The 22,728-nt window shown below is 66.6% G+C and carries 23 protein-coding genes and 1 tRNA gene; 14 read left to right on the top strand and 10 right to left on the bottom strand.

From position 1 onward, the window contains the following. Positions 1-135 precede the first annotated feature (135 nt). Both ABD301_RS14050 and ABD301_RS14055 read left to right on the top strand, forming a co-directional pair. Positions 136-816 carry a hypothetical protein gene (locus ABD301_RS14050; protein ID WP_163568242.1) on the top strand — a complete coding sequence of 227 codons (681 nt, stop codon included), beginning with the start codon at positions 136-138 and terminating at the stop codon, positions 814-816. 207 nt (positions 817-1,023) lie between these two features. Further along, entirely contained in the window at positions 1,024-1,179 is a 156-nt protein-coding gene (locus ABD301_RS14055) for a hypothetical protein (RefSeq protein ID WP_344310515.1), read from the top strand. A gap of 165 nt (positions 1,180-1,344) precedes the next feature. On the opposite strand, the gene ABD301_RS14060 is transcribed toward ABD301_RS14055, so the two are convergent. From ABD301_RS14060 to ABD301_RS14070, 3 genes are all read right to left on the bottom strand, one after another. After that, positions 1,345-2,136, bottom strand: a complete 792-nt coding sequence (locus ABD301_RS14060; protein ID WP_344310517.1) for a TIGR03084 family metal-binding protein — start codon at positions 2,134-2,136, stop codon at positions 1,345-1,347. A 61-nt stretch (positions 2,137-2,197) separates the two neighbouring features. Next, positions 2,198-4,174, bottom strand: a complete 1,977-nt coding sequence (locus tag ABD301_RS14065) for an acetyl/propionyl/methylcrotonyl-CoA carboxylase subunit alpha (protein ID WP_344310519.1) — start codon at positions 4,172-4,174, stop codon at positions 2,198-2,200. A 13-nt stretch (positions 4,175-4,187) separates the two neighbouring features. Continuing rightward, positions 4,188-5,786, bottom strand: coding sequence for an acyl-CoA carboxylase subunit beta (locus ABD301_RS14070; RefSeq protein WP_344310521.1), 1,599 nt, complete (start codon positions 5,784-5,786; stop codon positions 4,188-4,190). Positions 5,787-5,910: 124 nt separating this feature from the next. On the opposite strand from ABD301_RS14070, the gene ABD301_RS14075 reads away from it, so the two are divergent. The 4 genes from ABD301_RS14075 to ABD301_RS14090 all read left to right on the top strand — a co-directional run bounded on the left by ABD301_RS14075 (position 5,911) and on the right by ABD301_RS14090 (position 9,276). Further along, positions 5,911-6,714, top strand: a complete 804-nt coding sequence (locus ABD301_RS14075; RefSeq protein WP_344310523.1) for an LLM class F420-dependent oxidoreductase — start codon at positions 5,911-5,913, stop codon at positions 6,712-6,714. A gap of 10 nt (positions 6,715-6,724) precedes the next feature. After that, a complete protein-coding gene (locus ABD301_RS14080) occupies positions 6,725-7,066 on the top strand; it encodes a YrdB family protein (RefSeq protein ID WP_344310525.1) in 342 nt (113 codons plus the stop codon). Positions 7,067-7,409: 343 nt separating this feature from the next. Next, positions 7,410-8,495, top strand: coding sequence for an acetamidase/formamidase family protein (locus ABD301_RS14085; protein WP_344310527.1), 1,086 nt, complete (start codon positions 7,410-7,412; stop codon positions 8,493-8,495). A gap of 19 nt (positions 8,496-8,514) precedes the next feature. Continuing rightward, positions 8,515-9,276, top strand: a complete 762-nt coding sequence (locus ABD301_RS14090; RefSeq protein WP_344310529.1) for an SDR family NAD(P)-dependent oxidoreductase — start codon at positions 8,515-8,517, stop codon at positions 9,274-9,276. 11 nt (positions 9,277-9,287) lie between these two features. On the opposite strand, the gene ABD301_RS14095 is transcribed toward ABD301_RS14090, so the two are convergent. The 5 genes from ABD301_RS14095 to ABD301_RS14115 all read right to left on the bottom strand — a co-directional run bounded on the left by ABD301_RS14095 (position 9,288) and on the right by ABD301_RS14115 (position 14,538). After that, on the bottom strand, positions 9,288-10,322 hold the full coding sequence (locus ABD301_RS14095) for a hypothetical protein (protein ID WP_344310531.1): 1,035 nt from the start codon (positions 10,320-10,322) through the stop codon (positions 9,288-9,290). 124 nt (positions 10,323-10,446) lie between these two features. Next, positions 10,447-11,481, bottom strand: a complete 1,035-nt coding sequence (locus ABD301_RS14100) for a hypothetical protein (RefSeq protein WP_344310533.1) — start codon at positions 11,479-11,481, stop codon at positions 10,447-10,449. A 166-nt stretch (positions 11,482-11,647) separates the two neighbouring features. Beyond that, positions 11,648-12,217 (bottom strand): DUF4262 domain-containing protein, encoded by a 570-nt coding sequence (locus ABD301_RS14105; protein WP_344310535.1) that lies wholly within the window; start codon positions 12,215-12,217, stop codon positions 11,648-11,650. A 567-nt stretch (positions 12,218-12,784) separates the two neighbouring features. Beyond that, positions 12,785-14,005 (bottom strand): cytochrome P450, encoded by a 1,221-nt coding sequence (locus ABD301_RS14110; RefSeq protein ID WP_344310537.1) that lies wholly within the window; start codon positions 14,003-14,005, stop codon positions 12,785-12,787. A 29-nt stretch (positions 14,006-14,034) separates the two neighbouring features. Next, on the bottom strand, positions 14,035-14,538 hold the full coding sequence (locus ABD301_RS14115) for a hypothetical protein (protein ID WP_163568234.1): 504 nt from the start codon (positions 14,536-14,538) through the stop codon (positions 14,035-14,037). 42 nt (positions 14,539-14,580) lie between these two features. On the opposite strand from ABD301_RS14115, the gene ABD301_RS14120 reads away from it, so the two are divergent. From ABD301_RS14120 to ABD301_RS14135, 4 genes are all read left to right on the top strand, one after another. Beyond that, positions 14,581-15,210, top strand: coding sequence for a TetR/AcrR family transcriptional regulator (locus ABD301_RS14120; protein ID WP_344310539.1), 630 nt, complete (start codon positions 14,581-14,583; stop codon positions 15,208-15,210). Positions 15,211-15,277: 67 nt separating this feature from the next. Next, entirely contained in the window at positions 15,278-16,408 is a 1,131-nt protein-coding gene (locus tag ABD301_RS14125; protein WP_163568233.1) for a Re/Si-specific NAD(P)(+) transhydrogenase subunit alpha, read from the top strand. Beyond that, on the top strand, positions 16,408-16,722 hold the full coding sequence (locus tag ABD301_RS14130) for an NAD(P) transhydrogenase subunit alpha part 2 (protein ID WP_344310542.1): 315 nt from the start codon (positions 16,408-16,410) through the stop codon (positions 16,720-16,722). The genes ABD301_RS14125 and ABD301_RS14130 overlap by 1 nt, the downstream gene beginning before the upstream one ends. After that, positions 16,719-18,125: an NAD(P)(+) transhydrogenase (Re/Si-specific) subunit beta gene (locus ABD301_RS14135; protein WP_163568231.1), complete on the top strand. Its 1,407-nt coding sequence runs from the start codon at positions 16,719-16,721 to the stop codon at positions 18,123-18,125. Before ABD301_RS14130 ends, ABD301_RS14135 begins: the two co-directional genes overlap by 4 nt. A 57-nt stretch (positions 18,126-18,182) precedes the next feature. On the opposite strand, the gene ABD301_RS14140 is transcribed toward ABD301_RS14135, so the two are convergent. After that, the gene (locus tag ABD301_RS14140) at positions 18,183-18,743 is read right to left on the bottom strand and encodes a YceI family protein (RefSeq protein WP_163568230.1); all 561 of its coding nucleotides are present in this window, start codon (positions 18,741-18,743) and stop codon (positions 18,183-18,185) included. 244 nt (positions 18,744-18,987) lie between these two features. Here ABD301_RS14140 and ABD301_RS14145 point away from each other — a divergent pair, with 244 nt between their 5' ends. Next, positions 18,988-19,350 carry a winged helix-turn-helix transcriptional regulator gene (locus ABD301_RS14145; protein ID WP_163568229.1) on the top strand — a complete coding sequence of 121 codons (363 nt, stop codon included), beginning with the start codon at positions 18,988-18,990 and terminating at the stop codon, positions 19,348-19,350. A gap of 452 nt (positions 19,351-19,802) precedes the next feature. Here the strand turns inward: ABD301_RS14145 and ABD301_RS14150 are convergent. Further along, positions 19,803-19,888 (bottom strand) — tRNA-Leu (locus ABD301_RS14150). Between the two features lie 98 nt (positions 19,889-19,986). Here ABD301_RS14150 and ABD301_RS14155 point away from each other — a divergent pair. From ABD301_RS14155 to ABD301_RS14165, 3 genes are read left to right on the top strand one after another with little or no spacing between them, the layout of a single operon-like run. Then, the gene (locus tag ABD301_RS14155; protein ID WP_344310546.1) at positions 19,987-20,811 is read left to right on the top strand and encodes an FHA domain-containing protein; all 825 of its coding nucleotides are present in this window, start codon (positions 19,987-19,989) and stop codon (positions 20,809-20,811) included. A 5-nt stretch (positions 20,812-20,816) separates the two neighbouring features. Next, on the top strand, positions 20,817-21,290 hold the full coding sequence (locus tag ABD301_RS14160) for an FHA domain-containing protein FhaB/FipA (protein WP_163568227.1): 474 nt from the start codon (positions 20,817-20,819) through the stop codon (positions 21,288-21,290). Between the two features lie 58 nt (positions 21,291-21,348). Beyond that, complete coding sequence (locus tag ABD301_RS14165; protein ID WP_163568226.1) at positions 21,349-22,728, top strand: PP2C family protein-serine/threonine phosphatase; 1,380 nt, start codon at positions 21,349-21,351, stop codon at positions 22,726-22,728.

Raw genomic sequence — 22,728 nt, forward strand, 5'->3', positions numbered from 1 at the left:
CCATGCGTGCGTCCGCCGCACGTATGGGGGCCATGCGGACAACACGGCGGTGCGGCGAGTCACCAGGGGTAGTCACTCGATATCGTCGACCAGACATGGCGGTGGGGGACGAGCAAGCGGTACGGGAGGACGCCAGTGGTCTTCATCCTGGCCGCGGTGGCGATCATCTTCGCCGTCGGCGGTATCGCGCTCGCCTACCCGACGGGGGTGTTGCGCGGCTCGATCACCGCCCATTCGGACCAGAAACAGCGCCGCCGGCACGCTCTGGTCGGCCTGCTGTCCGCGATCGCGGTGGTCCTGGGGGGCGCCGTCGCGGCCAGCGCACTCGGCTTCTACCTGCACCAACGGACCAACCTGGCGATCACCCTGCTGGCGGCCATCCCGGCCGGGATCGTGCTGATCATCCTGTTGCTGTTCATCAGCAGCAAGATCGCCGAATCCTCCGAGGATAAGGCCCGCAACCAGTCACTGTCCTGGCGAGGCGCCGGCGCGCTGGCCAGGGCACGGGCGTACAACGCGGCCGCGGTGCAGCCCGCATCGGCGTATCAAGGCTCGTACGAGCCGGTCTCCGGCGGCCCGTCCTCCCCGATGCCGGGAAGTCCCGCGGGGATGCCGGCGCAGCTGCCAGTCGACATGCGGCCCGGCTGGGTCTATCACGCCGGCGGTGAGCACTACGTCCTCGCGCTGGGGCCCTCCCCGAGCTATCCGCAGGGAGCCGTCGTCGAGCTGCCCGGCTTCACGGTGGCCCGGATGCCGGCCACCGCGCTGGTGCCGGTCGGACCGATCGAGATCCAGGTGCTCACCGAGGAAGAGTAAAGGCCCGACATGGGCTCAGAATGGCCATCCTTAGCCTTACCTCTGGTCAGGCAAACCGGACACTCGTATCCTGATGCACATGCACCGGTACGTGAAAAGATAATGGCGAAGAAGATCTTGTTCCAGCCGAGGAGAAGTCCGTTACACTAGGTTTCTCCATCGGTTACTGTGCGTTAATCGACACGAAGACCGGGAAGGTCCGAAACGATGCTTAAGAAGGTTCTGACCTACGGGATCATCATCCTGCTGATCTTCTGGGTGGCTACCCGTCCGGATTCAGCGTCGCACGCGGTCAGCGCGATTGGTCAGGGACTCGCCAATGTCGGCAACGGACTGGCGAACTTCCTTTCCAACCTGACTTAGTTTTCGGCGTCACCGGCGATGGGAAGGACTCTGTCGCATCGCCGGTGCGGAGCACGATCTTCGCCACAGCTTCCGACGGTTTCCCGGCAGGCGATATTTGCCGACAAAGTCATCGTCAAAGCGTCAAGTACGCATTTCCACTGTCATTACGTACGGTAATGGCGGCTAGGCCGGAAACAGTCCCGCCGGGCGTCCCTTTCCAGGTGCGCCGGCGAATGCCTGGGCAATCGAAAGCCATTCGGTGGCGACCGGCCCGTGCACTGAGATCCGCGTGTCGGCGAGGTGCCGCCGCTGGGTCACGAGCAGGCAGAAGTCCAGCGCCGGACCCGTCACCCGGTCCGCCGCATCCTCCGGGCCCCAGGCCCACAGGCCATCCGACCATTCCAGCTCTACCCGTACCGGCTCGGTCGGTGCTGGTCGATCCCGTAGCAGAAAACTGAAGCCCATCGTGCGTACGCCCAGGTGGGCGACGTGCCGGAGGCGTTTGGTCGGGACCCGCGAAACGCCCACCGCGTCCGCGACATCCTGGCCGTGCGCCCAGGTTTCCATCAGCCGAGCGGTCGTCATCGACGCGATGCTCATGTCCGGGCCGTACCAGGGCGCCCGTTCCTTCGGGTCACGGACGGCCAACTCCTGGACCAACGCGGCTCGGGAGCGGCCGAACCACTCGAGCAACTGCTTGGCCGTACGGTCGCGGAGCTGTTCGGCGATGGTGTCCGGGTCGATCGTCCCGGCGGCCAGCATCTTCGCGAACTCGGCGCGGAAGGCGTCGGGGTCGGTGATCGCCCGCATGGCCGCGTCGTCGAAAAACGCCAGGTGGCTGACCTGGTCGCGGATGGCCCATCCCGGCGCCGGCGTCGGCAGCTCCCAGTCCCCCGTCGGCAACGGCTCCAGCAACGCCACTAGGTCAGCCGTCTCGGCCGCCAGATCATCTGCCAACTCCTGACTGCTGACCATTCTCCACCTCCACTCTTAGTAACCGCATTTTTGCCGCATCGACGCGACTACTCAGGGTGGGTTAGGCGGGGTCGCCGACGACGGCGAGGACCTGGCCGGTGTCGACCTGCTCGCCGGCGGCGACGCTGACCTCGGTGAGGACGCCGTCAGCGGGAGCGGCCACGGTGTGTTCCATCTTCATCGCCTCCAACACCAGGAGCGGCTGGCCCTTGCGGACCGAGCTGCCGGCCTCCGCCAACACCCGCAACACCGAGCCAGGCATCGGCGCCCGCAGCGAGCCGGTGTGCTCGGCCGCCTCCGGATCGCCGAACCGCGGCACCTCGGTCAGTGCGGTCGAGCCGACCGCACTGTCCACATAGGACACGTCAGCGATCCGGCGGACGGCGAACCGCCTGCGGACGCCGGCCACCTCCAGATCGACGGCGGTGGCGGTCGCGCCATGCACTCGTACGTCCACGACCGGCTGGCCGTCCGCACTCACCACCAGCCCGCCCCGGCCGAACCGGTAGCCGACCTCGATCGCCGTCTCGCCGGACCGGTAGGTGACCAGCTGTGGCTGGGTCACCACATTGCGCCAGCCGGACGGCACCGTCGGCAGCACTGTCAGGTCGCCGCGGCGGGCGGCCTCATCGGCGAGTGCCGCCGCGATCGCGTGCGTACGCACCACCTCCGGGCCACCCACGGGCTCGCTCAGCACGGCCGGGTCGTGCCTGGTCAGATAGCCGGTGTCGATGCGGCCAGCGAGAAACTCGTCCTCCCGCAAGATCGCTACCAACAGATCACGGTTCGTCGTGACGCCATGGATCCGGGCACCGGCCAGCGCGGTCGCGAGCAGCCGGGCGGCTTCGGTGCGATCCCGGCCGTACGCGATGACCTTCGCGAGCATCGCGTCGTAATGCACCGACACGACCGACCCGGACCGGACACCGGTGTCCACTCGTACGCCAGCGGCCTCCGGCACCTCGAAGGTGTGCAAGGTGCCGGTAGAAGGCAAGAAGCCGGCCGGCACGTCCTCGGCGTAAAGCCGGGCCTCGATCGCACTGCCAGTGATGCCCGCCCCGGTGGCCTCCGCCGGCAGTGGGCTGCCCTCGGCGACCCGCAGCTGGAGCGCGACCAGGTCCAGGCCGGTGACCAGCTCGGTGACCGGGTGCTCGACCTGCAGCCGGGTGTTGACCTCCAAGAAGAAGAAGTCGCCGGCCTGGTCCATCACGAACTCGACCGTGCCGGCGCCGACATAGCCGATCGCCTTGCCGGCCGCGACTGCCGCCTCGCCGAGCTGAGCCCGGAGTTTGTCGTCGACGACCGGCGACGGCGACTCCTCGATGATTTTCTGGTAGCGCCGCTGGATCGAGCATTCCCGCTCGAACAGCGAGATCACATTTCCCTGCTGATCACCGAAGATCTGCACCTCGATATGTCGCGGTGACTCGACATAACGCTCGATGAAGACCGTGCCATCGCCGAACGCGGACGCCGCCTCGCTGGTGGCCCGCTCCACCGCTTCGACCACCTCGGCCGGCTCCCGGACGATCCGCATTCCTCGGCCACCGCCACCAAAAGCGGCCTTGACCAGCACCGGGAAGCCGATCTTCGTGGCCACCGCTGCTAAATCCGTGTCACTGTCCACTGTGGAGCTCGGCAGCACTGGTACGCCGGCGTCGGCCATCAGCTTCTTGGCGGTGAGCTTGGAACCCATCGCGTCGATGGCAGTAGCCGGCGGGCCCACGAAAATCAGCCCGGCCTGCACGCATTTACGCGCGAAGCCCGCGTTTTCGGAAAGGAAACCATAGCCGGGATGGACGGCGTCGGCGCCCGTCGCGGCGGCCGCCGCGATGATCTTGTCGGCGTCGAGATACGTCTGCCGGGGACTCGAGCCAGGCAGCCGTACGGCTTCGTCGGCCTGCGCGACAAACGGCGCGTCGGCGTCCGGATCGGAGAAAACCGCCACCGTACCCATGCCGAGCGCGGATGCCGTACGCATCACCCGCGCGGCGATCTCGCCCCGGTTGGCGACCAACAACTTGTGGATTTGCGGCATGTTTTTGGTTCTCCTACATCCGAAAGACGCCGAAGTTGTGGCTGCCCCGCACGGGAGCCGAATGCACCGCCGACAGGGCGATGCCCAGCACCGTACGAGTGTCCCGCGGGTCGATGATCCCGTCGTCGTACAGCTGCGCGGTGACCGCCATAGCCTGCGACTCGCGCTCTATCTGCTCCTCGATCGCCTGCCGGCGTTTTTCGTCGGCCTCGGCGTCAAACGGCCGGCCAGTCGACTCGGCGGCGTTCTTCGCGACGATCGACATCACCCCGGCGAGCTGCTGCGCACCCATCACCGCGAGCCGCGAATGCGGCCACGCGAACATCAGCCGCGGGTCGTACGCGCGCCCGGACATCCCGTAGTTGCCGGCGCCAAAGGACGCGCCGATGTTGATGGTGATGTGCGGGACCTCGCTGTTGGCCACCGCGTTGATCATTTTGGCGCCGTCCTTGATGATCCCGCCCTGCTCGTACGACTTGCCGACCATGTAGCCGGTGGTGTTCTGCAGGAAGATCAACGGTGTGTCGTAGTGGTTCGCCAGCAGAATGAACTCGGACGCTTTCTTGGCTTCCTCACTGAAAAGGACACCCCGCGCGTTGGCCAGCACGCCGACCGGATAGCCGTGCACGGACGCCCAGCCGGTCACCAGGCTGGTGCCGTACGTTGGCTTGTACTCATCAAAAACCGAACCGTCCGCGACCCGTGCCAAGACCTCGCGGGGATCGAACGGAATGCGGAAGTCCGGCGAGATCAGGCCGAGCAGCTCTTCCGGGTCGTACACCGGCTCAATCGACGATTTCGCCGGTGCGGGGCCAAGTTTGCGCCAACCGAGGTCGGCGACGATCTGCCGACCTATCCGGATCGCGTCGAATTCGTCGATCGCGAAGTAGTCGCTAAGACCCGACACCCGCGAATGCATGTCGGCGCCGCCGAGCTCCTCGTCGTCGGCGTCCTCACCAGTCGCCATCTTCACCAGCGGCGGACCGCCGAGGAAGACCTTCGCGCGTTTGTCGACCAGCACGGCGTAGTCGCACATCGCCGGCACGTACGCACCGCCCGCGGTGGAGTTGCCGAAAACCAACGCGATCGTCGGAATGCGCTTCGCCGAAAGATCCGTCAGGTCGTGGAAGATCCGGCCGGCCTGGACGAAAACCTCGCGCTGGTTGGGCAGGTCCGCGCCGCCGGACTCGACCAGGTTGATCAGCGGCAGCCGGTTGAGCCTGGAGATCTCCATCGCCCGCAGGATCTTGCGTACCGAGATCGGGTTCATAGTGCCGCCGCGCACGGTCGGATCGTGCGCGATCATCACGCACTCCACCCCGGAGACGACGCCGATGCCGGTGATCACGCTGGCGCCGACGGTGAACTCGGTCCCCCACGCGGCCAGCGTCGACAGCTCCAGGAACGGCGCGTCACGATCCAGCAGCAGCTCGATCCGCTCGCGAGCCAGCAACTTGCCACGGTCACGGTGCCGCTGCACGTACTTCTCGCCACCACCGGCCACCGCGAGCGCCTGCTGTCGCTCGACCTCGCCAATCATCGTCAGCAACGCGGTCCGGTTGTCCCGGAAGACCTCCGACGACGGGTCCAGCTGGGAGCGCAGGACGGGCACGGCCGCTCCTCTCGTACGAAGACTCGAACGCCGTCACCTTAACGCACGTTAAGGAGGTGGTGGCCAGTCAGTGGCCCACCAGACAGCGTTGCGCCTGCCGGCAACAGGCATAGGGTTGGTTTCCGTGACCAACACCTACACCAAGCCAGTGCGTATCGGTGTCCAGCTGCAGCCGCAACACGCCGACTACGCGGAGATCCGCCGTGCGGTGGCCGAAGCCGAGGAAATCGGTGTCGACATCGCCTTCAACTGGGACCACTTCTATCCGTTGTACGGCGAGCCAGAGGGCAAGCACTTCGAGTGCTGGACCGTGCTCGGTGCCTGGGCCGAGGCCACCACCAAGGTCGAGATCGGCGCGCTGGTGACGTGCAACAGCTACCGCAACCCGGAGCTACTGGCGGACATGGCCCGTACCGTCGACAACATCTCCAACGGCCGGCTGATCCTGGGCATCGGATCCGGTTGGTTCGAGAAGGACTACGACGAGTACGGCTACGACTTCGGCACCGCCGGCGGCCGCCTGGACAACCTGGCCGAGTCGCTGCCGCGGATCGAGAGCCGGCTGAGCAAACTCAACCCGGCGCCGACCCGCAAGATCCCGGTGTTGATCGGCGGCGGCGGCGAGAAGAAGACGCTGAAGCTGGTCGCCAAACACGCGGACATCTGGCACGGCTTCGGTGATCCGGAGGTCATCGAGCGCAAGCACCAGATCCTCGACCAGCACTGCGCCGATGCCGGCCGCGACCCGGCCGAGATCGAGCGCTCCGCCGCGGTGAACGCGGGTATGACCCTCGGCGAACCGGGCGACCTCGGCGAGAAGCTGCATGCACTCGGCACCCGACTGTTCACCGTCGGCGTTGGCGGCCCGAGGTACGACCTCAGCCCGCTGCGCGACTGGGTCGCCTGGCGCGACGAGAAGAACAAGTAACCTTGGGCAGGTGACCGAGGTACTGGAAAAAATCAACCCGCCGGTGCGCGCGGTGCTGGAAATCTGCGCGCTGGTGTCGCTTGGGCTGGTGGGTTTCCAGTTCGGCCCTGGACTGATCGGCAGCCTGGTCTTCGCGGCGCTGCTGCCGGTGGCGGCGGCGGTCGCCTGGGCGATGTTCTGCTCGCCCAAGGCGACCATGCCGCTGTCGCTGGCCGGCCGAATCACGGTGGAGGCCGTCATCTTCGGTTGCGCGGCAGTAGGGCTCGCGCTGACCGGACGCCTGATCCTCGGCGGCCTGTTCGCGATTGTGGCGCTGTTGAGCGGCGCCTTCAAGCACTACATCGACGGCTAGCGCTACTCTCCGCTGGCCAGCTCCAGCAGCTGTTGAACCGTGCACGCGCATTTGCACGTTCATCGCGGATAACAAATGGGAAAAGATCGAAAACGACAGCTTTTCCAGTTACTCCTGGTTCTTTTCCGATTCCAGAGTGTTTACGCAGGTCGCACTCTACGGAAAAGTGAAAAGAGGTCTGACCACACACAAGTGTCGGATCATCAGTGACCTGTAGAAGGATGCGAACCGACGGTTCGGTCTGGCACAGTCTAGGCAGTCGGTGACGACACCGGAACAAACCGTCGCCAAACGTGTCGTTTCGCCCCGCACCCAGGGCCATCCCGGAGGGACACTGTCACCCATGCGAGTCGGCCGAGCCAGCAGCCACATCGACGGGGACGTCATCGAGTTCACCCCGAGCGCCGACCAGTACGCGTACACCTTCGGCGGCGCCGCGCCGGTGCTGGAGGTGCCGCCGGGCAGCGTGCTGCGGCTCTGGAGCGAGGACGCCTTCAACGGCAAGCTGCAGTCGACCGAGGACAAGCCCAGCGAGATGCTGAACATGGCCGAGGTCAACCCGCAGACAGGACCGTTCTTCATCACTGGCGCGGAACCCGGTGACACGCTCGCGGTGCACGTCGTCGATCTGGAACCGGCCCGGGACTGGGGAGCCTCCAGCGCGATCCCGCTGTTCGGCGGACTGACCAGCACCCCACTGAGCCCCACCCTGCAGGACCCGCTGCCCGAAGCGACCTGGATCTATCAGGTCGACGCCGAGCGACGGATGGTCCGGTTCGACGCCGTTTTCGGGGATTTCCAAGTGGATCTGCCGCTGGCGCCGATGCTCGGCACCATCGGGGTCGCGCCGCCGTCCCGGGAGGTGCGTACGTCGCTGGTCCCCGGCTCGTACGGCGGCAACATGGATTCGCCGGAGATCCGGCCGGGCGCTACCTGCTATTTCGCGGTGAACACGCCAGGCGCGCTGTTTTCCATCGGTGACGGGCATTACCGGCAGGGCGAGGGCGAAGCCTGCGGCACCGCCGTCGAGGGCGCCATGAACAGCACAGTGATCGTGGATCTGCTCAAGACCGGCGCGGCGCCCGCGTGGCCGCGGATCGAGACTGACGACGCGCTGATGGTGATCGGCTCGGCCCGTCCGCTGGAGGACGCCTGGCGGATCGCGCAGTTCGAGATGGTCAACTGGATCAGCGAGCTCTACGGCCTGGCGCCGATGGACGCGTACCAACTGGTCAGCCAAATCAGCCTGGCGCCGCTCGCGAACGTCGTGGACACCAACTACAGCTCGGTGGTCAAGGTCGAGAAGCATCTGCTGCCGGCGGTGCGGACGTACGGTGGGATGCATGACCACCTGCGCGACCGGGCGGCTCAGATCCGCGCCACCGGGCCGCGCGGCTTTCGTCCCGGTCCACTCGACCTGACAGACTGACCCTTCCTTTGGGGGAACCGTGGATCTGCGGCTGACCGGCACGCGGGCGATCGTCACCGGCGGCACCAAAGGCATCGGCAGGGCAATCGTCGAGCTGCTCGCCGCCGAAGGTGCCTCGGTGGCTTTTTGCGCCCGTACGGAGAAAGATGTCCAAGCCGCGACCACGCGGCTGTGTGCCGACGGCGCGACGGCGACCGGGACGGCCGTCGATGTCTGCGACGCCGCAGCGTTGCGAACGTGGGTCACGCAAGCCGCCGGCGAGCTCGGCGGCATCGACATCGTGGTCTCCAACGTCAGCGCGCTGGCCATCGGCGACGACGTGGACAGCTGGCAGAAGACGTTTCAGACCGACGTTCTTGGCACCGTTGGCCTGATCGCGGCGGCCATGCCGGAGCTGGAGAAGAGCACGGCCGGCTCGATCGTGACCATCGCCAGCGTGTCCGGCCGCGAGGTGGACTTCGCGGCCGGTTCGTACGGTGCGGCCAAGGCCGCGATCATTCACTACACCCAGGGGCTGGCTTTCCAGCTGGCTGGGAAAAACATCCGCGCGAACAGCGTTTCTCCTGGCAACACCTACTTCGACGGCGGGGTGTGGCAGCACATCGAGGCCACCAACCCGCAGCTGTACGCGCAGGCGCTCGCACTCAACCCGACCGGCCGGATGGCCGGACCAGACGAGATCGCGCGAGCGGTGGTGTTCCTGGCCAGCCCGGCCGCCAGCTTCATCACCGGCACCAACCTGGTCGTCGATGGAGCCCTCACCCGTGGAGTGCAGTTCTAAGCCTTACGCGATCAGTGCGTGACAGGGTTTAGCGCGGCAGCAGGCAGGGCGGTGTCGCCGGCCTTACGCAGCTGGAAAACGCCCCACCCGATCAGGGCCACCATCGCGACCACCAGGAGGACCTGGCCAACCACGTCCGCCGGGGTGACCTTCAGCGGCCCGATCACGTCGCCGGTGGCCACTCGCTCCACCCCGATCCACGCGTAGTTCAGGATCGCGCCAGTGGCAAGCGCCAGCACATGCCGGCCGTTCCAGCCGGGTTTGGCCGACCAGAAGGCGACCAGGACGAGGAATCCGACCCACAGAACCACGAACACCAGCGTCAGGCCCCAGGCGGGCAGGAGAGCCTGTGCATACCGCTCGACCAGCTGGAAGGCCAGTGCGGCGAGAGTTCCCACGACCCCGACCAGCCACGGGCTCGGCGCGGACCCGGCCAGCACCGTGCGCGGGCCGGCCAGCCGCGGCAGGAAGATCGCCAGCAGGATCAGCGCGACCAACACGACCACCACACCGGCGAGCTGCGGCAGCGAGGCGACGAACGGATACTGGTAGAGCGAGGACGCCGTCGTCACGGCCACGCCGACCACGAAGAACGCGGCCACCACCGAGAACCCGATCTTCCCCAGCCACGGGGTCGTCCGTCGAGTGCCGGCGACCGCCTCGACCATCGCGATCGGCGTTCCGATGCTCCACACCACGTGCAGGCTGAGCACGTAGATCGTCCACACCGGGGACATTCCCACCGCCGGAATCAGCCCGTACGCGAGGAGATGGTCGCCGGCGTAGTTCGGGTTGAAGAGCGACATCGTGGTGATGCCCTCCTCCAGCACGGCATACGCGAGCGCGAGGACCAGCATTGTTGGCCAGCCGCGGCCGGTCCGCCGGACGATCTCCCGGATCAGGATCGCGCCGCAGCCGTACATGGGCAGGACGAACAGCAGGAAGGCCACCTTGGTGATGGGGAAGTCACCCAGCAGGAACTCCGCCACCAAAGGGGAAAGAACAAGCAACAGCAATGCTGGAGCTACCCGGCTTAACGTACGCACGAATGCCTGCCCTCGACGTGATGAATAGGACTCCTGAACTTTCGCTGACCTTCGGCTTTCCCGCCCATGCCCAATGGCGACGGCCAGCCATGACATTTGTCCCGGCCGGCCGTCATCGATTTCGTTAGTGCTGCGACAAGATCGCGTTGTCGACCGGATCGGCCACTGCCTGACGGGCGTCCTTACGCAGCCCGAGGCCAATGCCGGCGAGCAACGCGACCATGAACACCACCAGTGCCGCCCAGCCGAGCGTCTCGCCCAGGCCTTGCTGATTGATCAACAGGTAGCCCACCCAGCCATAGACCAACACTCCACCGGCGGCGGCCGCGAACTTGTGCACCTGCGACCACCCGGCGGCCCGCGACCACCAGAGGATCAGCGCCACCAGCGCGACCGCCAGCACTACATTCAGCAGCACCTCGATCGCCGCCGGCACACCATACTGACCGCCGAACCTGATCAGCGCGTGGAAAATAGAACCGGCCACGAAGGTGGTCACTCCGACCAGCCAGGGACTCGGCGCGGTTCGGGCGGCGTCCGGCTGGGTCGTCCGAGCAGCGGTCGGCCGGAACAGCATGAAGGCCAGCACGACCAGCACCGCGGCGACCGACCCCGCCGCGACCAGCTGCGCGGGAGAGGCGAGGAAATGGTCCGCGGACAGCTTGATCGAGAACACCGCTGTCAGCGACACCCCGAGCACGAACAGCACGCCAATCACCACCAGACCGACCCGGCCGAGCCATGGCTGCGAACCGCGGTGGCGGAACATCGTCTCGGTCAGCAGCAGCGGAACCGAGATGCTCCAGGCGGTGTGCAGGCCCAGCATGTACGCCGTCCAGGGACCCGCGATGCCCAGCGCCGGCACGAATCCGTACGCCAGCAGATGCAGGCCGACATAGTTCGGGTTGAACAGCGACTGGGTGGCAATGCCCTCTTCGATCACCGCATACGCCAGTCCGAGCAGCACGATCGTCGGCCAGCCGCGACCGGTGCGCCGGGTCACCTCACGGATCAGCACCGCGCCGGTGCCGTACAGCAGGGCCATCATCGGCAGCAGGAACAGCCGAGACGGGGGGATATTGCCCAGCACATACTCGGCGACGAACGGCGCCAGAAGGAACAACACCAGCACCGGAACCAACCGGCGGACAACGCTCACAACGCGCCTCCATTCACAGCGGGCAGGTGACCGACTGTGCGCACGAGCGCCTGCCTTCAAAGTGACTAATCGGACACCTGAACTATGGCCGACCCAGCGCTTTCGCACACATGCGCAACGACGGTGACCGGCGGTTACATTTGTCCCGCCAGTCGCCGCCCATTCGTCATCGCCGGATCGACAGGTCACCCTTGCGCCAGGCGTTCATCGGATGCGAGTCCTTGGGCAACCACAGAAACGGCTGCTTGTTCCGGAAAACCCGGTCAAATCCCGGGTCGGGCGGGAACAGGCCGTCGTGATCGGACCACAACACCTGCTCGACCGGGACCGCCTCACTGCCGTAATGCAGCTCAAGCTGCGCGAGCAGATCAACCCGCCAGTTGTCGTGCACCGGCCGCAACACCACCTGATGCGGTGGCGGCACGATGCCCTCGATCGGCGTGTGGACCGGCATCACTTCACCGTCCCGCCGGCGGCCGCCGATGTGATTGAGCCAATGACAGGCATCGTCCGCTTCCAGACCGCCGACGAACAGCTCCGGCAGCCGGTAGCTCTGCCACAAGCCGACCGTGTACGACCAAGGAGGCGACTTCTTCCCACCGATCACGCTGACCACCTGCCAGCCGTAATCAGCGATCGCCGCGGCGATCTGAGCCCGCGCCCAGGCCGTCGGATCCACGATCTCCGGATGCGCGCACAAATAGCAGGAACAAGATGAGTTCGGTTCTTTCGTCATGCCCCAAACGCTAGAAACCACCCCCGACAAAACCGCGCCCCACGGCCCAACGGACCCACCCCGCCGCCCTCGCCCGCGCGGGACCGTCACCTCTAACCCAAAGTTGGCCCACTTCGACGAGACCCAGCCCCGCGTACCCACCCCGTGCGCAAACCACGACCTTCACCATCAAGTTGGTCAACTTAGACGGAACCCAGGCCCCGTCCGGCGCCATCGGCCGCCAGGCCGATGTTGTCGCCCCTCCGGCAGGAGCGTCCGCCTTCAAGGCCCCGCGGTCTTTGCGGGGCCTGGAAGGCGGACTTTCGTAGCCGTAGTCGACAGCGCCCGCGCCGAAGGCGCCAGAAACACAGGGCGGCATGGGCAGTAACCCCAAGAAAAACCCCGCCCCGCCACCAAAGACCGGTGGCGGGGCGGGGTTTTTCTTGGGGCTGGTAGAAGAGACGCCGCACCCTCACAGAAAACGCCCTTAACCAAGGCGCTCACCTCCACGGCAAACAACGCTTCTAACCAGCGCCCTCGCCCCCGCAGCACACACTGCTTTAACCAAGGCCGGTGCCTTCACGCTAACTACCTGACAGCCACCGGAAGCACCTCGGGGCCGCGGAGGTTGATGCGCCCATTCCACTCGACATCGCCGTCCAGCCGCAGGTCAGGGAACCGTCGTACGAGACGCCCCAGGGCCGTACGCCCCTCCAACCGTGCCAGCGCGGCACCCAAACAATGATGGACACCGCCACCAAACGACGTGTGGTGTCGTGCGTTGGCACGTTCGATCAAGACTTTGTCAGCATCCAGACCAAAAACAGCGGGGTCGCGGTTGGCGCTGGCGATGCTCAGAAGGACGGCGGTGCCGGGCGCGATGACGTTGCCGTCCACCTCGTACGGCTCGAGGGTGACGCGGCGGGACATCTGCACCGGCGAGTCAAAGCGGAGCAGCTCTTCGACGGCGTTGCCATCCAGGTCTGGGCGGGACGCGAGGAGCGCGCGCTGATCAGGGTGGTTGAGCAGGGCGAGGGTGCCGTTGCCGATCAGGTTGACGGTGGTTTCGTGGCCGGCCACGTAAAGCAGCACGACCTGGCTGACGAGTTCCTGCTCGCTCAGCTTGTCGCCGTCGTCCTCGGCGGCGATCAGCGCGGTGAGCAGGTCGTCGGCCGGATGCTGGCGCTTCCAGTTGATCGCGTCGATGGTCAGCTCGGTGATCTGTCGGTCCGCGTCAGCGATCTGCTGGAGCAGCTCCGGGTCGTTCACCGGCTCCAGCGAGCGTACGAGCGTGCCGGTCAGCTCGCGCAGCCGCACCTCGTCGGTCTCCGGCATGCCCATCATCTCGGTGATCACCCGGAACGGCAGCGGGAAGGCCAGTTCCTGGACCAGGTTGAACCGGCCGGCGTCGGCCATCCGGTCGAGTGCCTGGTCGACCAGCTCGACCACCCGCGGCTCGAGTTTTTCGATGGTACGCATGGTGAAAGCCTTGGTGACCAACTTGCGCAGCCGGTCGTGGTCGGGCGGGTCGCGGTCCAGCATGGACAGCCCGTCGGACCGCGGCGCCCCGTCGCCGTACGCGGCCTCGCGCAGCTCACGGATCTGCCCGACCGTGACGTTGTGCTCTTCGACGGACAGTTTCGCCCGCAGCAACTCGGTCACGTCGGCGTGCCGGAGCAACAGCCAGAAACCCATCGGGTGCTCGTGTACGGGCACCTGTTCGCGCAGCGTTTTCAGGTGTGGGTAAGGATTATCGGTGAAACCCGGCTCGAACGGGTTGAACATCACCGGCTGGTCGGTCTGGGTCATCGCACGCCTCCTGGTTGCGACTTTGCGAATTATGCGTGGAGAACGCGCCGGATCCGCCGGTCCGCCATCCCAATCAGCCACTGGCCGAGGGGGCAGTGGGTACGCCGGCCGTCCTCCCGCATGACGGGCATCGCCGGCATCGTGGTCACCCCGGTCGCGGCGACCAACTGACGCCACTGCCGGTCCTCGGCGGCGGCGAGCGCTGGGTTGTCGCTGTAGTAGTCCAGCAGCGTACGAAGACCCGGCCGGAGCGCCCGGAGCTCGGCGCAGATCCGCGCCAACCCGGTCGCCATGTCGTCGGGCGCCTCCTCCAGCAGCCCGTCCAGCCGGGCCGCGTACGCGGTGGACCAGCGTTGATGGGCGGCCAGCAGGAACTCGTCGAACCCGCCGAACTCTGCTTCGATCGCTGCTATGTGTACGGCCGGAACCTGCGCGGAACCGGTGCCGGTGATCTCGTCCAGCACCAGGTTCAGCAGGTCGGTGCGCCGATGCACCTGCTGCCAACCGGTCATCGCCTTCTCCCTGTCGGTCACATACACTGGGTACGTACTCTGAGTATGTCTTAGACTCGACGTATGTCAACCGTGAAAAGCCGCCGCGCGGAGTACTCGGACGCCACTCGCGCAGCCCTGCTGGATTCGGCCACCGAACTGTTCAGTGAGAACGGCTATGTCCACACCTCACTGGATGACGTGGCCCGTGCCACTCGGATGACACGCGGTGCGGTCTACCACCACTTCAACGGCAAACAGGCGCTCTTCGAGGCTGTTCTGGAAAACCAGGAGATCGCCATGCAGGTGGCGGTCGGTGAGGCGGCGGCGAAGGCGACCGGCCCGTGGGAGGCCTCGCTCGCCGGTCTGGACACCTTCCTGGACTTCTGCTGCGACCCGGTCTATGGCCGGATCGTCATGCAGGAGGGCCCTGTCGCACTCGGCTGGCATCGCTGGCGCGAGTGTGAGCAGTTGTACGCGTACGGGCTGACCGAGCAGTTCATCGTGCTCCTGATCGAGGCCAAACTGGTTGATCCGGTACCGCTGCCCAGCGCCACCCAGGTGATTTTCGGGCTGCTCAGCGGATCAGCATTGGCGCTGGTAGAGGCGCTGCCGGAGGACCGCCCACGGGTGCGCGAAGAGTGTGGCGCGCTGATCCAGAGGATCCTGGTCGGGCTGCATCCGAGGTTCACCCAGGCTGGCCCTGTCAACTGAGTGTGCGACACAAATACTGTGACGATTAACTCCCCCAATCGCGCGACTCGTCCTCTACGGTTCCGTCATGAGAGTCGCCGTACGGAAGGAACGGCGGCCCGGTGAACGCCGGGTCGCGCTGCTCCCACTACATATCGAACCGCTGGTCAAGGCTGGTTTCGACGTAGTCATCGAGTCAGGTGCCGGGCTAGCGGCACTGGCCAGCGACGACGCGTACGTCCAGGCCGGTGCCTCGGTCGTGGACCGCACAGCGCTGGCCGAAGCGGACGTGCTGTTGCACGTCAGACCCCTGGAGCCGGACGACATCGCGGGCCTGCGCCAGGGCATCGTGACGATCGGTTTCGCCACCCCGTCGGCCGAGCCGGACGGCGTACGAGCGCTCCGGGACGCCGGCGTGACATCGTTCGCCATGGAGCTGGTGCCACGGATCTCGCGGGCGCAGTCGATGGACGCGCTGACCTCGCAGGCGCTGGTCGCGGGCTATCGGTGCGTGCTCGAGGCGGCCATGCGGCTGCCGCGGTTCTTCCCGCTGTTCATGACCGCCGCTGGCACGATCCCGCCTGCCAAGGCGCTCATACTCGGCGCCGGAGTGGCCGGCCTGCAGGCGATCGCGACGGCCAAACGCCTCGGCGCGGTGGTCGAGGCGTACGACGTCCGGCCCGCTTCGGCGGACGAGGTCAAATCGATGGGCGCCACTTTTATCAAGCTGGAACTGGAAGCGATCGAGGGCACCGGCGGGTACGCCCGGGAAATGACCGAGGACCGCGCCAAGAAACAGCAGGAGCTGCTCACCCCCTACATCACCAAGTCGGACGTGCTGATCACCACCGCCGCGGTGCCGGGCCGGCCGGCGCCGCAGCTGGTGACCCGGCAGATGCTCGAGGGCATGGCGCCGGGGTCGGTGGTCGTGGACCTGGCGGCCGAGTCCGGCGGCAACGTCGAGGGTTCGGTGCCCGGTGCGGTGCTGGACGTGAACGGCGTGCAGCTGGTCGGGATGGCGGACGCGAGCTCGACCATGCCGGTGGACGCCAGTCGGCTCTACGGCAAGAACGTCACCGAACTGCTCAAACTCCTGGTCAAGGAGGAAAAGCTGGACATCAACCTGGACGACGAGGTGGTCGCCGGCGCATGCCTCACGCACGACGGCGCCATCAAACACGAGCCGACCCGGCAACAGATAGAAGGAGCCGACAGCTGATGGACGGCATCACTCTGCTGACCTTCTTCGTACTGGCCGTGGTGATCGGCTTCGAAGTGGTCTCTAAGGTGTCCACCACCCTGCATACCCCGCTGATGAGCGGCGCGAACGCCATTCACGGCGTGATCCTGGTCGGCGCCATCGTGGTCACCGGGCGTACGACCAACGTCTTCACGCTGATCCTCGGGTTGCTCGCGGTCATCCTGGCCACTGTCAACATGGTCGGCGGTTTCGTGGTCACCGACCGGATGTTGGAGATGTTCAAGGGCAGAGCACCCAAAACGGCTCCGGCGAAGAAGCGGGAGGACTCGTGAACCTGCTCTCGCCGGCCGCGACCGCATTGATCTACCTGGTCGCGGCGATCTGCTTCATCATTGCCCTGAAAGGCCTTTCGGCCCCTGGTACGGCCCGGCGCGGCAACCTGATCGGCGCCGCCGGCGCGGTCGTCGCCGTCCTGGTGGCGTTCTTTTCGGCCAATCTCAGCAACGTTCCGTGGATCGTGCTGGCGATCGCGGTCGGCACGCTGGTCGCCGTACCGACCGCCCGCCGGGTGGCGATGACCGCGATGCCGCAGCTGGTCGCGTTGTTCAACGGCGTCGGCGGCGGCGCGGCGGCCTTGGTCGCCGGCCTCGAGCTGACCGACAGCGCGCACGGCAGCGGCGCGATCGCCGCCATCGCCGCCGCGGCCGGTGCCTTCACCGTCCTGGTCGGCACCGTCTCGTTCTCCGGTTCCGTTGTCACGTACGCGAAACTCCAGGAACTGATGACCACCCGGCCGGTCACTTTCCCGGGCGGCCAGTACGTCTTCGGTGCCTCGCTGGTGGCGGCTGTCGCGCTCGCGGTGTCCGCGGTCGTGGTCGGCGCCAACGGCGGCTCGAACGGCCTGCTGCTGGGTGTTCTCGCGCTGGTCTCACTGGCGGTCGGCATCCTGTTCGTACTGCCGGTCGGCGGCGCGGACGTGCCGATCGTCATCTCACTGCTGAACGCCTTCACCGGCCTCACGGTGGCGGCCAGCGGGTACGTGCTGTCCAACACCCTGCTGCTGGTGGCCGGCACGCTGGTCGGCGCGAGCGGCACCATCCTGACCCGACTGATGGCGGCCGCGATGGGCCGCAGCATCACCAGCATCCTGTTCGGCGCGTTCAAACCGTCCACCATGGTGGCGGCCGGCTCGGGCGGCGATCGCCCGGTGCGGTCCGGCAGCCCGGAGGACGTGGCGATCCTGCTCGGCTACGCCCGCAAGGTGATCATCGTGCCCGGCTACGGCCTCGCGGTGGCGCAGGCGCAGCACACCATCCGGGAGCTGGCTGATTTGCTTGAGGCCCGGGACATCGAGGTGCTCTACGGCATTCACCCGGTCGCCGGCCGGATGCCCGGGCACATGAACGTGTTGCTGGCTGAGGCGAATGTGCCGTACGAGGTGCTGAAGGAAATGGACGAGGTGAACCCGGAGTTCAAGACCGCCGATGTCGCGCTGGTGGTCGGCGCGAACGACGTGGTCAACCCTGCGGCCAAAACCACACCGGGGGCACCGATCTACGGGATGCCGATCATGGAGGTCGACGACGCGCAGCAGGTCGTCTTCCTTAAGCGGTCGATGCGGCCGGGATTCGCCGGCATCGAGAACGAGCTCCTGTACGAGCCCAAGACGATGCTGCTTTTCGGCGATGCCAAGGAATCCCTGAGCAAGGTCGTGGCGAGCGTCAAATCTCTCTAGGAAAGACAACGAAACGGCGCCGGGATTTCCCGGCTCCGTTTTCGTTTGCTCGTACGATCAGCCCTCCTGCAGGCCGGCCTCGATCTCCAGGGTGATGGAGATCTTGTTGGCGACCATCAGCACGTCGGTGCCCGGGACCGAGCCGGTGAAGTTGACGCCAAAGTCGCGCCGGTCGATCTCGGTGGTGGCGGTGAAGCCGGCCACCGTGCCGGCCGGGCTCGGGCCGAAGCCGTTGACCTCCAGCTTGAGTTCGACCTGCTTGGTGACGCCCTTGATGGTGAGGTCGCCGGCCACGATGAAGTCGTCGCCGTCCTGGCGTACGGCGGTGGAGGCGAAGGTCAGCGTGGGGTGCTTGTCGGTTTCGAAAAAGTCGGCCGACTTCAGGTGCCCGTCCCGGCCCTCGTTGTTGGTGTCGATCGAACCCAGATCGATGGTCGCGGTGACGCTGGAGTCCAACGGGTTCTCGGTGGTGACAATCTCGCCAGAGAAGGTCTTGAACTCGCCCCGCACCTTGCTGACGGCCAGGTGCCGTACCGAGAACCCGACGTGCGAGTGCACCGGGTCGATTGCCCACTTGCCCGCGACGAAGCCGGGGATCTGCACAGATGCCGAGGTCATTGCACTTTCTCCTGTTCAGCCAGTTCCACAACCAGCGTCAGTTCCGATTCGTGTCATGGTTCCTATTGAGAACCAATAGGAACTGTAGGAAGGTTGAAGGATCAATGACAAGACGGCACTTTCACATACCTGAGTTACACGGAGGTAACCAATGAGCCTGCCGACCGATACTGCCGACGTTTATGTCGGAAATAGTACCTTTTCGGATCTTTCTCTGCCGGATATTCCCGACCAGCCAGTGCCGATGACCACGAACTGTAAGGCACGCGAGGTGGTCGGCCGGATTGGCAGCAAGTGGGCCATCTACGTGATCTCCAGCCTGGATGAGCACACGATGCGCTTCGGTGACCTCAAGAAGACCATCGACGGCATCAGCCAGCGGATGTTGACGGTCACCTTGCGAAGCCTGGAACGCGACGGCCTGATCCGTCGTACGGTCTATCCGGTCGTGCCGCCGCGGGTCGAGTACGCCCTTACCCCACTGGGCAGGACCCTGCTGGAGGTGGTCTCGACGATGGTGCACTGGACCGACGAGCACATGGCCGAGATCGGCGCCGCCCAGTCGGCCTACGACTCCCGCCCGGAACCCGAGCCCATCGAGCAGTAGTCCGGAACCGAACGCCTCACGCTCTCGTTGACCTTCTGACTTACCGGCCAGCGCCGTCCGTTTTGCTCTAGCTATCGGGCCCACTGACCGGCAAGATCAAGGCGCACGATGGCCCACGATCGAAAGGTGTGACGTGACTCTCGTACGAGATTTCGGTAGCCACCGTCACACCCAGAGGGCCAGCGCAGATACCCGAAGACCCGCGTTACCAACCGGTCGAGAACAACTATCGACGACAGCTTCACCCGGTACTTTTTTCCAAGCCCACACCCACAAACTCCCGGTACAACTACGAAAGCCGCATCGCGACCAGGGCGACCCGCAGCAATCGAGTTTGTTATCGGGGGGTCCAGGGGAACTCCCCTGGCGTGGGGGTCTGGGGGCTCAGGCCCCCAGGCGGCATCGCCGCCAGAACCCGGTCCGCGCTCTCCACGGACAGGGAAACCCCATTCTGGTGGGCAAGGGGGGAGTTGAACCCCCACGTCCTTTCGGACACACGGACCTGAACCGTGCGCGTCTGCCATTCCGCCACTTGCCCTCAGCGCTCGATCACCGTAGCAGACGGGCTACTGCGGACCTGACGGGTGTGCCGGGTCCGGATACCATCACTCCTGGTCAATAATCGGGAGGGCGATCGTGGGGGTGCTGCAGCGCTTCGAGAAGCGGCTCGAGGGCTTGGTCGAGGGGGCTTTCGCCAAGGTCTTCAAGGGTGTCGTGCACCCGGTCGAGATTGCCAGCGCGATGCAGCGGGAGGCTGACGCGCACCGGTCCATCCTGGGTGGTGGCCGGACGCTGGTGCCGAACCGCTACATCATCGACCTGTCCGCTTCGGATCATGACCGGCTTGAGCAGTACGCGGCGGCCTTGGCCCAGGAGTTGGCACAGGCGCAGGCGGAGTTCATCGGTGAGCAGGGGTGGACGGTCTACGGCGACGTGATCGTCGAGATCGAGCGCGGCGACGGGCTCGACACGGGCATGTTCCGGGTGGTGAGCGAGGTCTACACCGGCAGTGTGGAGCCGGAGCCGCCACCGTCGTACCAGCAGGGCGGCTATGGCGGCGGGCCCGCGCCGTACGCGCCGACCGGGCCGGTTCCGCCGGCCCAGTCGTCCGGCGCGCCGAACTCCGCGGTGCCCTATAGTCCGCCGCCACAGGGCGGCGGGTACGGTCAGCCGGTCGGGGCAACCGCGCGGCTGGTGGCCTCCGACGGCCGGCAGTACTCGCTGTCGATCGGTTCCACCGTGCTCGGCCGTGGCGAGGCGGCGCAGGTGCGGGTCGCCGACGTGGGTATCTCCCGGCAGCACGCCCGACTGGATTTCGACGGTTCCCGGGTGGTCGTCACGGACCTCGGGTCGACGAACGGCACGGCGGTGAACGGCTCGCGGATCAACGCGGTGGCGTTGCAGCCGGGTGACGTGATCCAGGTCGGTACGACGACCCTGACCCTGCGACTGGACAGCTAGGACACATGCCTGAGGTCGTACTCGCCGTCGCCCGTTTCGGGTTCCTGGCGCTGCTGTGGATCTTCGTGTTCGCGGTGATCGGTGTCGTTCGCCGCGACCTGTTCGGGACCCGGCAGGCCAGGTTGGTGGCGAGTCCGCGGGGCATCCCGTCGGCGTCCGCACGACCTGCGAAGGTCAAGCGCGGCAAGACGGCACGTACTGTGGTGGTCACCGAAGGTGCTCTCGCCGGAACTCGGATCACGCTAGGAGACAGCCCTATCACCATCGGCCGGGCGGACGACTCGACGCTGGTACTGACCGATGACTACGCTTCCACCCGGCACGCCCGGTTGGTTCCTCGGGGCGGTCAATGGCTGGTGGAGGATGTTGGTTCGACCAACGGGACGTACCTCGACCGAGCCAAGGTGACCGGTCCGACCCCTGTCCCCCTCGGTGCGGTCGTACGCATCGGCCGCACATCGTTCGAGTTGAGGTCATGACTCAGACTTCCCAGAGGCAGCGCAGCCTTGAGATCGTCCGAAAGATCGGACTGACCTCATGAGTCTGACCCTGCGCTACGCCGCCAAGTCCGACCGCGGACTGATCCGTGAAGGCAACGAGGATTCGGTCTACGCCGGACCCCGGCTGTTGGCGGTCGCCGACGGCATGGGCGGCATGGCCGCCGGCGAGGTGGCCAGCAACATCGTGGTCGCCGCGCTCGCGCCGCTGGACGAGGACGCTCCCGGCGCGGACCTGGTGGATGCCCTCAAGAACGCGGTGGCCGACGCCAACGACCAGCTCCGCCGGGCCGTGGAGGACAACTCGGCACTGGAGGGCATGGGCACCACGCTGACCGCGATGCTGTTCTCCGGCAACCGGCTGGCGGTCGTGCACGTCGGCGACTCTCGCGCGTACGTGTATCGGGACGGCGACGTCAACCAGATCACCCGCGACGACACGTACGTGCAGATGCTCGTCGACGAGGGCCGGATCACCCAGGAGGAGGCCGGCACCCATCCGCAGCGCTCGCTGCTGACCCGGGCGCTGGACGGCCGGGACGTGGATCCGGACTTCTCGGTTCGCGAGGCCGTGCCGGGCGATCGCTACCTGCTGTGCAGCGACGGCCTTACCGTGGTCGTCAGCGAGGAGACGATCGGCGAGACCATGGGCCTGCAGACGCCGGCCCAGGTCGCCGACCGGCTGGTGTCGCTGGCACTGCGGGCCGGCGCGCCGGACAACGTCACGGTGATCGTGGCGGACATCATGGAGCGCGAGACCGGCGACGACGCCCCAGTGGTGGGCGGTGCGGCGGCCCGGGACCGCGGCCGGGCCTCCGGCGCGCGACCGGACTCGGCGGCTGGCCGGGCGGCACTGGCCCGCCCGCATCCCGCGGTCGAGGAAGACGACGAAGAGGACGACGACCCGGCACCGCCGCGGCACCGCGTTCGTACGACCCTGCTGGTGGTCGCCGCGCTGATCGTGGTGGCCGCGATCGGTTTCGGCGGCTGGACGTACACGCAGAACCAGTACTACGTCGGCGCCACCACCGACGGGCATGTCGCGATCTTTCGGGGCGTACGGGGAACGGTGGCCGGGATAGGTCTGTCCCGGCTCTCCAGCGAGAGCGACATCGTGCTCACCGATCTGCAGCCAGTGGCCGCCCGTTCGGTGTCCGAGGGCATCACCGCGCAGGACGCCAGCGACGCCGAAGCGATCGTGAAGCGGCTGCGGGACCAGCTGAAGCCGTTGTGTGCCCCGATCGGGCAGACCGGCACCGACCCGGTCCGGCCGGGCGGCTCGCCCAGCCCACACCCCGGCGGCACGCCCAGCCCACATCCCGGTGGCTCGCCCAGCCCGCATCCGTCCGTGTCGCAGTCCCCCTCCCCGACTCCCAGCCCGAGCACTCCGCCAGCCGACTCGACCTGCCGACCACGATGA

This window comes from Fodinicola feengrottensis (genome assembly GCF_039530045.1).
Taxonomy (GTDB): Bacteria; Actinomycetota; Actinomycetes; order Mycobacteriales; family HKI-0501; genus Fodinicola; species Fodinicola feengrottensis.

Excerpts from the sequence above, each read along its gene's own strand:
- ABD301_RS14055 (WP_344310515.1), top strand. The coding sequence starts at position 1,024 with ATGCTTAAGAAGGTTCTGACCTACGGGATCATCATCCTGCTGATCTTC.
- ABD301_RS14060 (WP_344310517.1), bottom strand. The coding sequence starts at position 2,136 with ATGGTCAGCAGTCAGGAGTTGGCAGATGATCTGGCGGCCGAGACGGCT.
- ABD301_RS14065 (WP_344310519.1), bottom strand. The coding sequence starts at position 4,174 with ATGCCGCAAATCCACAAGTTGTTGGTCGCCAACCGGGGCGAGATCGCC.
- ABD301_RS14085 (WP_344310527.1), top strand. The coding sequence starts at position 7,410 with ATGCGAGTCGGCCGAGCCAGCAGCCACATCGACGGGGACGTCATCGAG.
- ABD301_RS14105 (WP_344310535.1), bottom strand. The coding sequence starts at position 12,217 with ATGACGAAAGAACCGAACTCATCTTGTTCCTGCTATTTGTGCGCGCAT.
- ABD301_RS14110 (WP_344310537.1), bottom strand. The coding sequence starts at position 14,005 with ATGACCCAGACCGACCAGCCGGTGATGTTCAACCCGTTCGAGCCGGGT.
- ABD301_RS14120 (WP_344310539.1), top strand. The coding sequence starts at position 14,581 with ATGTCAACCGTGAAAAGCCGCCGCGCGGAGTACTCGGACGCCACTCGC.
- ABD301_RS14125 (WP_163568233.1), top strand. The coding sequence starts at position 15,278 with ATGAGAGTCGCCGTACGGAAGGAACGGCGGCCCGGTGAACGCCGGGTC.
- ABD301_RS14130 (WP_344310542.1), top strand. The coding sequence starts at position 16,408 with ATGGACGGCATCACTCTGCTGACCTTCTTCGTACTGGCCGTGGTGATC.
- ABD301_RS14140 (WP_163568230.1), bottom strand. The coding sequence starts at position 18,743 with ATGACCTCGGCATCTGTGCAGATCCCCGGCTTCGTCGCGGGCAAGTGG.
- ABD301_RS14145 (WP_163568229.1), top strand. The coding sequence starts at position 18,988 with ATGACCACGAACTGTAAGGCACGCGAGGTGGTCGGCCGGATTGGCAGC.
- ABD301_RS14160 (WP_163568227.1), top strand. The coding sequence starts at position 20,817 with ATGCCTGAGGTCGTACTCGCCGTCGCCCGTTTCGGGTTCCTGGCGCTG.
- ABD301_RS14165 (WP_163568226.1), top strand. The coding sequence starts at position 21,349 with ATGAGTCTGACCCTGCGCTACGCCGCCAAGTCCGACCGCGGACTGATC.